This window comes from Mycobacterium sp. (genome assembly GCF_035499775.1).
In the GTDB taxonomy this organism is placed as follows: Bacteria; Actinomycetota; Actinomycetes; order Mycobacteriales; family Mycobacteriaceae; genus Mycobacterium.
This window is the reverse complement of the sequence record NZ_DATJYB010000615.1, coordinates 1-11,154: the sequence shown is the minus strand read 5'-3', so window position 1 is coordinate 11,154 and position 11,154 is coordinate 1. Positions and strand designations below refer to the sequence as shown.

Below are 11,154 nucleotides of genomic sequence, written 5' to 3'. Positions count from 1 at the left end.
TCCGAGCGGCTCGTCGAACGGGATCTTGTCGATGTGCTTGCCCATCAACACCGTCGTGCACAACAGACCGTAGGGCAGCGACGCGAGGACGATGTCCCAGCCGACCGCGCCGACGGCGGAGTAGTAAGTGCCACACACCATCAGCGGCCCCCAAACGACGAACACGTCGGGTTCGCCGAGGCCGCGTTTCTTCAGCCGCAGCGGTGGGGCCGTGTAAGCGACGCTCAGCACGAACCCGCTGAGCGCGAAGGCCACCACGGTCCAGCCGCGGGCCCACGCCAGCGTCACCAGGATCGCCAGGTCGGCGACGTTCACCAGCAGGATCGCCAGGGCCAGCCTGCGGCGGGTGACCAGCCCCGACAACACCGGGTGGGGGGCGTAGAGGGCGCGCGGGTAATCGGCGCTGTCGGTGCCGACCTTGGTGTCGTACAGGTCGTTCATCAGGTTGTTGGCGGTATGCGCGAGCGTGATTCCCAGCACGGCCAGAACCAGCCAACGCCAATCCAGCCCAGGCTTACCGATCGCCAGCAGCGCGGCGACCAAACCGGAAAACAGTGTCATCGGTAGCAGCGCGGCGCGGGTGACGACGAGCCAGCGGGTCACCGCGTCGATCGGCCCGTCCGGTGGCGGATTGGTGGTACGCAGCGCGTACGCCCACGACCTCAGCCGTGAGCCGACGGTCACGTCAGGCATCGGGGGTATCGGGCTCGCGCGGCGGGACGATCGGCGAAGGATGTGGCTGCCCGCGGAACTTCTCCAGCGATCCGCCGGCCTCGACGATCCCGCACAGCGCGCTCCAGCTCAGCATCGTCAGGTAGTCGATGAGCTCGTCGGTGGTCATCCGCGGGTTCGACATCCACGAGTGGGTGGCCAATTGGACGCCGCCGACGATCAGGTACGCCCACGGCTCGGCTCCACCGGTGTCGATGCCGACTTCCTTCATCCGGCGGCGCAGCATCAACGCGATCATGCGGGCGATGATCCGCTCGGAGTCGGCGATCACCTTGCTCTTGCTGCCCGAGCTGTTGGCCATCACGAAGCCGTACGGCTCGGGCTCGGCAGCCACCGTTTCCACGTACACCCGGATGACTTCGCGGGTCAGGTCGTAGCCGTCGAGACTCGACGACAGCGCGGCGGCCATGTTGGGAATCAAAGTGGTCTGCGCGAAGCGCATCATCACCGCGGTGGTCAGGTCGTTCTTGTCGACGAAATAGCGGTAGAGCACGGTCTTGGAGACGCCGATCTCGGCGGCTATCTCGTCCATGCTGAGGTTGCGGCCCTGGTGGCGAATCGCTTCTATGGTGCCGTCGACTAGCTCGTTTCGGCGATCCACCTTGTGTTGGTGCCAGCGCCGCTTGCGACCATCGGTCTTAACAGTCACGGCCGGGATTTGCTCTGCCACTTTTGCCGATTCCCATTCAGTAGACCCCCGATATTACGGCCCGATTCACCTCTGGGCTGAATGAGCCGGTGGCTGGGTGACGGTGTCGGCCCGCTAGCTGGTGGATGATGGTGTGGTGGCACACAGAGCCTCGTACGGTGCCGAGGCGCCGGGTCCGGTGACCCCTCCGGTCCGCGCCTCGTTCGCGGAGTCGTTTGCCGGGGCCGATCCGGCGGCCGACGCCGAGCGGCGGCAGGGGCTGCGCCGGATGAAAGTCGTGGCACTGAGCTTTCTGGTCGGTGCCACCGGCATATTCCTCGCCTGTCGCTGGGTGCAGGGACAGGGGGCCGCGCCCGACTGGGTGGGCTATCTCGGTGCTGCCGCGGAGGCCGGCATGGTGGGAGCGCTGGCGGACTGGTTCGCCGTCACGGCACTGTTCAAACACCCGCTGGGCATCCCGATCCCGCACACCGCGATCATCAAGCGCAAGAAAGACCAGCTGGGTGAGGGCTTAGGCACGTTCGTGCGGGAGAACTTCCTGTCGCCGGCCGTGGTGGAGACCAAGCTGCGCGACGCGCAGGTGCCCAGCCGGCTGGGTAAGTGGCTGTCGGAGCCCTCCCACGCCGCACGGGTCGCCAGCGAGACGGCGACCGTGTTGCGGGTACTGGTGGAGCTACTGCGGGACGAGGAAGTCCAGCAGGTGATCGACCGGATGATCGTGCGCCGCATCGCTGAGCCACAGTGGGGCCCGCCGGTGGGCCGGGTACTGGCGACGCTGCTGGCCGAGAACCGCCAGGAAGCCCTGATCCAACTGCTGGCCGACCGGGCCTTTCAATGGTCGCTGAACGCCGGTGAGGTCATTCAGCGAGTTGTCGAGCGGGACTCGCCGAGCTGGTCGCCTCGATTCGTCGACCACATGGTCGGCGACCGCATTCACCGCGAGTTGATGGACTTCACCGATAAGGTGCGCCGCAATCCCGACCACGAATTGCGCCGTTCGGCGACCCGCTTCCTGTTCGAATTCGCCGACGATCTGCAACACGATCCGGCCACCATCGCGCGTGCCGACGCGATCAAAGAGCAACTGATGGCGCGCGACGAGATCGCCAACGCGGCGGCCACCGCGTGGCGGACGCTGAAACGGCTAGTGCTCGAGAGCGTCGACGACCCGTCCAGCACGTTGCGCACCCGCATCGCCGACACGGTGGTTCGAATTGGGGAGTCGCTGCGCGACGACGCCGAGCTGCGCGACAAGGTCGACAATTGGATGATCCGGGCCGCACAGCATCTGGTCTCGCAATATGGGGTGGAGATCACCGCGATCATCACCGAGACGATCGAGCGTTGGGACGCCGAGGAAGCCAGTCGCCGCATTGAGCTGCACGTCGGCCGGGACTTGCAGTTCATCCGGATCAACGGCACCGTGGTAGGTGCGTTGGCGGGCCTGGTGATTTACGCCGTCGCGCAGGTGCTGTTCTGACGAGTGCTAGCTAGCGCTTGCAATAGCAAGCATTCGTCCGTACTCTGGTGCTTCCAAGGTGCTTCCAAGCACCGACTTCCGATGTATCGAGGAGGGCACCAATGCCGGAGGAGAAGCTCACCGCCAAGGTGAGCACCGCCGCGTCCGACCTCGGCAGTTTCATCAGGAGCCAACGTGAGACTGCTCACGTCTCGGTGCGCCAGCTCGCCGAACGGTCTGGGGTCAGCAACCCTTACCTGAGCCAGGTCGAGCGCGGACTGCGCAAACCCTCCGCCGACGTCCTGAACCAGATCGCGAAGGCGTTGCGGGTTTCCGCCGAGGCCCTCTATGTGCGGGCCGGGATTCTGGAGCCCTGCGAGCCGAGTCCGGTGCGGGACGCCATCATCACCGACGCGGCGATAACCGAGCGGCAGAAGCAGGTTTTGCTCGATATCTATGCATCGTTTACCTTTCAAAACGAAGCCATCCGTGAGGAGTGTCCGACAACATCCGACACCGCCGATTGAATTAGTTCTTCAGGCCGGCATCGTCGCCGCAATCGGTTTGGGCCTATAAGCCGCGCATCCGCGCTGGCCAAATGGTGACCGCACAGACGGGGTCATCAAATTCAAGTCAGATGGGTATGCGAACTCGACCATCCATCGACCCGACGAATCAGGAGGTTCTCGCGCAAGCCGCGTGTGATGTCAATCCGCGGGTCTTGACTACTCCTCTCATGGGAGCCGACGCTTGCCCTAACTTCCAAACCAGACCAGCCCAGATACGCAATAAAGCCGAACGAAAACAAACCCATGAAAGGAATTAACATGGCTGAAAATTCGAACATCGAGGACCTGAGGGCTCCGTTGTTGGCAGCGCTTGGTGCGGCTGACTTGGCCCTGGCCACCGTCAACGACCTGGTTGTCAACCTGCGCGAGCGCGCCGAGGAGACCCGCACCGACACCCGTGGCCGGGTGGAGGAGACCCGTGACCGCGTGAAGAAGGCACAAGAGAACCTGCCCGAGCAGCTGCGCGAGTTGCGTGGCAAGTTCACCTCGGACGAGCTGCGCAAGGCCGCCGAGGGCTACCTCGAGGCTGCGACCAGCCGCTACAACGAGCTCGTCGAGCGCGGCGAGGCCGCCCTGGAGCGCCTGCGCAGCCAGTCGCCGTTCGAGGACGCGTCGGCGCGCGCCGAGGCCCGCCTCGACCAGGCCGTCGAGCTGACCCAGGAGGCCCTGGGCACCGTTGCGCAGCAGACCCGCGCCGTCGGCGAGCGTGCCGCCAAGCTGGTCGGCATCGAGCTGCCCGCCAAGAAGGCCCCGGCCAAGAAGGCTCCGGCCAAGAAGGCTCCCGCCAAGAAGGCTGCGGCCAAGAAGGCGGCGCCTGCCAAGAAGGCTGCGGCTAAGAAGGTCACCCAGAAGTAGGGTTCGGCCCAGCAAACCACTCGACTCCGAGTCGTCCCACTTACGGGGCGGCTCGGAGTCGACGTTGGGGGCGGTGGCCCATACGCTTGATGCGTGATCAACGTCATGCAAACCGTCCTGTGGATCTTGCAGCTCGTCGTCCTGGTGACGTCGGTGTATGCGTTTGTGCATGCAGCGCTGCAGCGACCCGACGCCTACACGGCCGTCAACAAGCTGACCAAGCCGGTGTGGCTGATCATTCTCGGCGTGGCGGTGGCGCTGACGTCCATCCTGAGTTTCCTGTTCGATGTGTTCGGGATCGCGATAGCCGCCTGCGCGGCCGGCGTTTACCTGGTCGACGTACGGCCCAAACTCCTCGAAATCCAAGGTAAGTCGCGCTAGGGCATCCTTGACCGCAAAGAAAGCCTGGACGGCGCCGCTGGTGGTGCTGGTCGCCCTGCTCGGTGCCGCCCCGGCCGCGGCCGATCCGTCGGCCGAGCCTCGTCGGCCGTATTCGCCCCCATACGTCGATCACACCCAGTGGGCTCAGGCGGGGAACCTGAGCAGCCTGCGGGTCTACCCGACGCCGGCCGGACGCGCAACGGCCAGACAGGTCGGGACGTTCGCCGCCGCCGACGAGGCCTGGGACGAGGTCCTCAGGCTGGCACCGGACGCCGACACCCCCGGCATGCGTGCCCAGTTCATCTGCCACTGGCAGTTCGCCGAAAAGGCCCAGCCCGGCAAGACCAGCTGGAACCTCGAGCCGTGGCGGCCGGTCGTCGACGACGCGGAGATGATCGCCTCGCGATGCAATCCCGGCGGCCCCGAAGAGTCGTTCGAGTGACTCGAGAGCAGTTGGCCGCTCTGGTCGACCACACGCTGCTCAAACCCGAGGCCACTGCTGCCGATGTGGCCGCGCTGGTCGCCGAAGCCGGCGAGCTGGGCGTCTACGCGGTTTGCGTCTCGCCGTCGATGGTGCCGGTTGCCGTCGAGTCCGCTGCGGGTGGCGTGCGGGTCGCGGCGGTGGCGGGCTTTCCGTCGGGCAAGCACTTGTCCGCCATCAAGGCCCAGGAGGCGGCCGCGGCCGTGGCATCCGGTGCCAGCGAGATCGACATGGTCATCGACGTCGGCGCCGCGGTCACGGGAAACCTCGACGCGGTGCGCACGGACATCGCGGCGGTGCGAGCCGCCTTGGAAGGTGTAGCAGGAGCTCTGCTCAAGGTGATCGTCGAGTCCGCCGTGCTCTTGGCCCACGCAAACGCGCGCACGCTGGCAGACGTGTGTCGTGCCGCCGAGGACGCGGGCGCGGATTACGTCAAGACCTCGACCGGGTTTCATCCCGCCGGCGGGGCGTCGGTGCGTGCTGTCGCGTTGATGGCCGAGACGGTCGGCGGGCGGCTCGGGGTCAAGGCCAGCGGCGGCATCCGCACGGCGGACGACGCGCTGGCGATGCTGGACGCCGGTGCCACCCGGCTGGGCCTGTCCGGCACCCGTGCGGTGCTCGACGGGCTCAGCTGAGCGTCACAGGTTCTGGAAGCAGGGATCCTGGGTCTTGTTGGCCGGGATGGTGGCGTTCTGGGCGGAGAATTGGGCCACAATGCTCGTCGCGTTGACCTCGACCTTGTCGGCCTTGATGCCCAGCGGGTAGTGCACGTCGGCCGTGTACTTGTCCAGGTGCGACTGCGCTGACTCTTTGCTGATGATGTTGATGCCGCCCAGCGTGTTGAACGTGACGATCTGCAGCTTGATGACGCCGTCAGAGACCACCGGCTTTGCCACGATGTCTTCCACCAGGCCCTTCATTTCGACGGTGCCGTCGTTGGGCTGAGCGGTGACAGTCCTGGAGACGAAGGGGCCGAGGATCGGAATCGCGCTCTTGATCGTGTCCCTGATGCCGTCGGTCGTCCAGGTGACGGTGGCGTTTATCGAGCCGACGGTGCCCTTCGAGTCGGGGCTGTCCTTGATCTGGACGTTCTTGATGCTGAGTTGCAGCTTCATGCCCTTGGCGTCGCGGACCTGGTTGCCTGCCGTCTCCACCGTGATGTTGGTGAAGTGCTTGGTAGCCAGCTGCCAAAGCACCAACGGTGCCACCCCGAACTTCGCCGTCGCCGAGTCCTTGGTCTCGCACGCCGCCGCTGCCGCGATTTTGTTGGTCGCCTTGTCGCGCACGATCAACTCCGCCACCACCAGCGCGCTGGCGACCAGCGCAAAGACGATGATCAGGATCAGGAAGATGGAGAGCGGAGCCGTCCACTTCCACTTCTTCTTCGGCTTGGTCGGCTCTCCGGGCGGCCCGGCGATCTGCTCGGTCGGAGGCGCCGGCTGCATCGGCGGAGGCGCATAGCCCGGCGGCGGCCCGGCCGCTCGGGCGGCACCGATCACCTCGGTCTGGTCGGACGCCTGGCCGGGCATCGCGCGCGGTTGCTGCGGAGGACCACCCTGGGGCCGGCCGGTATTGAACCGTTCGGTCGGTTGGTGGGGATTGCCGAATGGGCCCTGGTTGCCGGGACGCCCCCACCCCGACGGGTCGTTGGGCGGTCCTTGCGGAGTTGTCACCCTGGCGATTCTGCCTTATCCAGCTAAAGAAAGGGTGAGCGGTTCCGCAGCACCGCGATCTTTTCGCGAGCTGCGTCCACGTTGGCGACGTCGATATCGGCGACCACCAATTGCGGTCCGGCCCCGGCCGACGCCACAACCTCGCCTAATGGCGAGGCCACCAGGCTACCGCCCACCCCGGTCGGTGCCCCCGAGCCCGACTCCAGAGAGCTTCCGGGGTCAGCCTGACCGGCCGCGGCCACGTAGCTCATCGAGTCCAGCGCCCGGGCGCGGGCCAGCAACGTCCACTGGTCGAGTTTGCCCGGACCGGAGCCCCAGGACGCGCAGACGACGATCAGCTGGGCGCCGCGCCGGGCCAGCTCCGTGTAGAGCGCCGGAAACCGAATGTCGTAGCAAATGCTCAACCCGACCTGCACGTCGTCGACGGTGATCACCACCGGTTCGTGGCCGGGTGCGACGGTGCGTGACTCGGTGAAGCCGAACGCGTCGTACAAGTGGATCTTGTGGTAGTGCGCGTCCGGCCGATTAGGGGTGCCCGGACCCGCCGCGATCAGCGTGTTTGTCACCCGCCCGTCGCCCGACGGGGCGAACATGCCGGCGATCACGGTGATGCCGGCCCGGGTCGCGATCCGTCGGACACCCTCGGCCCACCGCCCGTCGGGGCCGTTCACGGGCTCGGCGATCGGTGCCAGCGGGACACCGAACCGGCACATGGTCGCCTCGGGGAAGACCACCAGCTTGGCGCCGGCCTCGGCGGCCCGGTCGGTGTAATCGCGCACCAGCTCCAGGTTCGCTGCCGGATCCGTGCCACTGAGGATTTGCGCCAGCGCGATACGCATGGCCGCCAGCTTAGGCCCAGCTGCTTAGGCCCGGTCCGCGATCCACTTCGCGGTGAAGCGTTGCTCGGTTTGCACCACTGAGGCCAGTTGGGCGCCGATGATCTTCTCGATCTTGCCGCCGATCAGCGGGACACGAACCTGAACGCTGACGTGGAAGTCCACCCGGGAGCCGCCGGACTCAGCGACGGGAAACAGCGTGGCGGTGCCGGACAGGCTCGCCGGCGCGCCCACGATCTCACCGGCCAGCGACGCCGTCGCGGTGCAGTCGGTAATCGGACCCCAGTGCTCCTCGCGCCTGACCCTGAGATCACCCCGATGCACCTGGGTAATCAGGCCCGGCAGGTTCTGGCTGCGAATCACCTGCAGCGTGACCACCTCGATGCTGTCGGCGTTTTCCGGCTCGCCACCGACCCGCATCGACTCCAGCTCCGTGCCGTCGGCGCCGGACGCGACCAGCCGGGCACGCCAGTAGTCCTCGTCGGCGAAGGCCCGATAAACGACTTCGACGCTGCCCGGGTAATCGGAGGTCATGTCGAATGAGCGCGGCATAGCTGGTCAGGCTACCGTTACGGGCCATGAAACGGGGCTCATGAAACGGGGGGTCGGTTCGCTCTTTGCCGGTGCGCATGTCGCCGAGGCGATGCCGCTGGCTCCGCTGACCACCTTGCGGATCGGACCGGTCGCGCGGCGGCTAATTACCTGTGCCAGCACGGAACAGGTGATCGCGGCGTTGCGAGAGCTGGACGTGGAGGCTGACCGCGGGGATGCCGGCCCGGTCCTGGTGTTTGCTGGTGGCTCGAACCTGGTGCTCGGCGACACGCTGAGCGAGCTGACGGCGGTGCGGCTGGCCAATGACGGCATCGCCGTCGACGGCAACCTGGTGCGCGCGGAGGCGGGCGCGGTCTGGGACGACGTCGTGGTCAAGGCCATCGAGCACGGGCTGGGCGGGCTGGAATGCCTGTCCGGCATCCCGGGATCGGCCGGGGCGACGCCGGTGCAGAACGTGGGCGCCTACGGCGCCGAAGTTTCCGACACCGTCACCCGGGTGCGGCTGCTGCATCGCCGCAGCGGCGAGGTGCGCTGGGTGCCCGCCGCCGAGCTGCGCTTCGGCTACCGCACCAGCGTGCTCAAGCACGCCGACGGCCTTCAGGTGCCCGTAGTCGTCTTGGAGGTGGAGTTCGCGCTGGATGCCTCGGGGCGTAGCGCGCCGTTGCGCTACGGCGAGCTGACGGCCGCGCTGGGGGCGGACAGCGGCGAGCGCGCCGATCCGCGCGCGGTCCGGGAGACGGTGCTGGCGTTGCGGGCCCGCAAGGGCATGGTGCTCGACGCGTCCGACCACGACACCTGGAGCGTGGGGTCGTTCTTCACCAACCCGGTGGTGACACCCGACGTGTACGAGCGACTGGCCGGGACGATCAACGGGCCGGTGCCGAACTATCCGGCGCCGGACGGCGTCAAACTGGCCGCCGGCTGGCTGGTGGAGCGGGCGGGCTTCGGCAAGGGCTATCCGGACGACCAGACGGCGCCGTGCCGGCTGTCCACCAAACACGCACTTGCACTGACCAATCGGGGCGAGGCAACCACCGAGGATGTGCTGGCGCTGGCCCGCATCGTCCGCAACGGGGTCAAGGATGTGTTTGGTATCACACTTAAACCTGAGCCTGTGCTGGTTGGGTGCGTGTTGTAGCGGCTATTTTGGTTCGAAACGCGTCGGCGCCAGCCTGTGCGGCGGGGCGGCAGGCGCTTCGGGCCGGTTTCGCCCGGTATCTTGGACTGTCGTGAGCACCTCCAGCACCCCCAATGGACAGGCGCCGATCAACCGGCGGCTGGCTTTGGCAGCCCTTGGGCTCGGCGTGTTCGCTCCGAACGTTCTGGCCGCCTGCTCCAACCCGGTGACCAACAAGCTGACGGAGAAGAAGCCGCCGGAGGCGGCCCACCTGAAATTCCAGCCGGACCTGAGCTCTGGGACCGCCAACGATGTGGTGCCCACCGCGCAGATCAGCGTTGAGGTCGGCGACGGTTGGTTCCAGCACGTCACCTTGACGAATTCCGGCGGCAAGGTGATTACCGGCTCCTTGAACCAGGACCGCACCGTCTACACCGTCACCGAGCCGCTGGGCTACGACGCCACCTACACCTGGAACGGTTCGGCCGTCGGCCACGACGGCAAGGCGATCCCGGTCAAGGGCAAATTCACCACCGTCACACCCAGCAAGAAGATCGACGGGGGATTCCAGCTGGCCGACGGGCAGACCGTCGGAATCGCGGCGCCGGTCATCATCCAGTTCGACGCGCCGATCGCTGACAAGGCCGCCGTCGAGCGGGCGCTGACCGTCACCACCAACCCGCCCGTGGAGGGCAGTTGGGCGTGGTTGCCCGACGAGGCGAAGGGCGCGCGCGTTCACTACCGTCCCCGCGAGTACTACCCGGCGGGCACCACGGTCAACGTCGACGCCAAGTTGTACGGGCTGCCGTTCGGCGACGGCGCCTACGGCGCACAGGACTTCTCGTTGAGCATCCAGATCGGACGCCGGCAGGTGGTCAAGGCCGAAGTGACCTCACACCGCATCCAGGTGGTCAACGCCGTCGGCGCCGTCATCATGGACTTCCCGTGTAGCTACGGCGAGGCGGATAAGGCGCGCAACGTCACCCGCAACGGCATTCACGTGGTCACCGAGAAGTACGCCGACTTCTACATGTCCAACCCGGCCGCCGGCTACAGCAACGCCCACGAACGCTGGGCTGTGCGGATCTCCAACAACGGCGAGTTCATCCACGCCAACCCGTCGAGCGCCGGCGCGCAAGGCAACAGCAACGTCACCAACGGTTGCATCAACCTGTCGACTGCAGACGCGGCCGAGTACTACCCAACGGCGATGTACGGCGACCCGGTCGAAGTGACCGGAAGCTCGATCCAGCTGTCCTACTCCGACGGCGACATTTGGGACTGGGCCGTGGACTGGGACACCTGGGTGTCGATGTCGGCGCTGCCGCCGCCGTCGGCGCACCCGCCGTCAACGAAGATCCCGGTCACCGCGCCGGTCACGCCGTCGAACGCGCCGAGCTTGTCGGGCACGCCCACGACGACGACTACTTCCCGTCCAGGTGGTTAAACCGGCGCGTCGCTGACGCCTGGTCGCGGGGCCGGATGATGATCTGGTCCAAGTTCACATGCGATGGTCGCGAGGCCACGAACCCGATTACTTCGGCGACGTCGGCGGCCACCAGCGGCGTCATTCCCGAGTAGACCGAGTCGGCGCGCTGCTGGTCGCCGTCGAAGCGGACCAGTGAGAACTCGGTCTCGACCGCGCCAGGCGCAATCTCGGTGAGTCGCACCGGCTTTCCCAGCAGCTCGCCGCGCAGCGTGCGGTGCAGCGCGCCCTGGCCGTGCTTGGCCGCGGTGTAGCCCGCCCCGCCGTCGTACACCTCCATGGCGGCAATCGAGGTGACGGTGACGATCAGGCCGTCGCCGGACTCGATCAGCTTGGGGAGCAGCGCCCGGGTGACCCGCAGGGT

General features: G+C 66.8%; 14 protein-coding genes. 8 read left to right on the top strand and 6 right to left on the bottom strand.

The annotated features are described in order from the left end of the window. Positions 1–561, bottom strand: a 561-nt coding sequence (locus VML93_RS37000) for a prenyltransferase (protein WP_325618607.1), incomplete at its 3' end; no start/stop codon positions are given. 124 nt (positions 562–685) lie between these two features. After that, complete coding sequence (locus VML93_RS36995) at positions 686–1,402, bottom strand: TetR/AcrR family transcriptional regulator (RefSeq protein ID WP_325618603.1); 717 nt, start codon at positions 1,400–1,402, stop codon at positions 686–688. Positions 1,403–1,514: 112 nt separating this feature from the next. Here VML93_RS36995 and VML93_RS36990 point away from each other — a divergent pair, with 112 nt between their 5' ends. The 6 genes from VML93_RS36990 (at position 1,515) to deoC (ending at position 5,761) form a co-directional block, all read left to right on the top strand. Then, a complete protein-coding gene (locus tag VML93_RS36990; RefSeq protein WP_325618601.1) occupies positions 1,515–2,861 on the top strand; it encodes a DUF445 domain-containing protein in 1,347 nt (448 codons plus the stop codon). 101 nt (positions 2,862–2,962) lie between these two features. Beyond that, on the top strand, positions 2,963–3,367 hold the full coding sequence (locus VML93_RS36985) for a helix-turn-helix transcriptional regulator (protein WP_325618599.1): 405 nt from the start codon (positions 2,963–2,965) through the stop codon (positions 3,365–3,367). Positions 3,368–3,667: 300 nt separating this feature from the next. Beyond that, a complete protein-coding gene (hbhA, locus tag VML93_RS36980; RefSeq protein ID WP_325618597.1) occupies positions 3,668–4,264 on the top strand; it encodes a heparin-binding hemagglutinin HbhA in 597 nt (198 codons plus the stop codon). A 105-nt stretch (positions 4,265–4,369) separates the two neighbouring features. Continuing rightward, on the top strand, positions 4,370–4,645 hold the full coding sequence (locus VML93_RS36975) for a DUF2516 family protein (RefSeq protein ID WP_414686544.1): 276 nt from the start codon (positions 4,370–4,372) through the stop codon (positions 4,643–4,645). A gap of 7 nt (positions 4,646–4,652) precedes the next feature. Then, on the top strand, positions 4,653–5,087 hold the full coding sequence (locus VML93_RS36970; protein WP_325618593.1) for a DUF2599 domain-containing protein: 435 nt from the start codon (positions 4,653–4,655) through the stop codon (positions 5,085–5,087). After that, positions 5,051–5,761, top strand: a complete 711-nt coding sequence (gene deoC / locus VML93_RS36965; RefSeq protein WP_325618591.1) for a deoxyribose-phosphate aldolase — start codon at positions 5,051–5,053, stop codon at positions 5,759–5,761. The genes VML93_RS36970 and deoC overlap by 37 nt, the downstream gene beginning before the upstream one ends. 3 nt (positions 5,762–5,764) lie before the next feature. On the opposite strand, the gene VML93_RS36960 is transcribed toward deoC, so the two are convergent. Genes VML93_RS36960 through VML93_RS36950 form a run of 3 tightly spaced genes read right to left on the bottom strand, consistent with a single transcriptional unit; the run spans position 5,765 to position 8,187 of the window. Continuing rightward, the gene (locus VML93_RS36960) at positions 5,765–6,799 is read right to left on the bottom strand and encodes an LmeA family phospholipid-binding protein (protein ID WP_325618589.1); all 1,035 of its coding nucleotides are present in this window, start codon (positions 6,797–6,799) and stop codon (positions 5,765–5,767) included. A gap of 23 nt (positions 6,800–6,822) precedes the next feature. Beyond that, positions 6,823–7,638: a carbon-nitrogen hydrolase family protein gene (locus VML93_RS36955; protein ID WP_325618588.1), complete on the bottom strand. Its 816-nt coding sequence runs from the start codon at positions 7,636–7,638 to the stop codon at positions 6,823–6,825. Between the two features lie 24 nt (positions 7,639–7,662). Next, positions 7,663–8,187, bottom strand: coding sequence for a DUF2505 domain-containing protein (locus VML93_RS36950; protein ID WP_325618586.1), 525 nt, complete (start codon positions 8,185–8,187; stop codon positions 7,663–7,665). A 40-nt stretch (positions 8,188–8,227) separates the two neighbouring features. Here VML93_RS36950 and VML93_RS36945 point away from each other — a divergent pair, with 40 nt between their 5' ends. Both VML93_RS36945 and VML93_RS36940 read left to right on the top strand, forming a co-directional pair. Further along, positions 8,228–9,325, top strand: a complete 1,098-nt coding sequence (locus tag VML93_RS36945; protein WP_325618584.1) for a UDP-N-acetylmuramate dehydrogenase — start codon at positions 8,228–8,230, stop codon at positions 9,323–9,325. A 34-nt stretch (positions 9,326–9,359) separates the two neighbouring features. Continuing rightward, complete coding sequence (locus VML93_RS36940) at positions 9,360–10,751, top strand: L,D-transpeptidase (RefSeq protein ID WP_325618605.1); 1,392 nt, start codon at positions 9,360–9,362, stop codon at positions 10,749–10,751. On the opposite strand, the gene VML93_RS36935 is transcribed toward VML93_RS36940, so the two are convergent. Beyond that, positions 10,729–11,154 (bottom strand): SDR family NAD(P)-dependent oxidoreductase (locus VML93_RS36935; protein WP_325618582.1); only part of this gene is annotated, 426 nt, incomplete at its 5' end. The two genes, VML93_RS36940 and VML93_RS36935, sit on opposite strands and share 23 nt — an antisense overlap.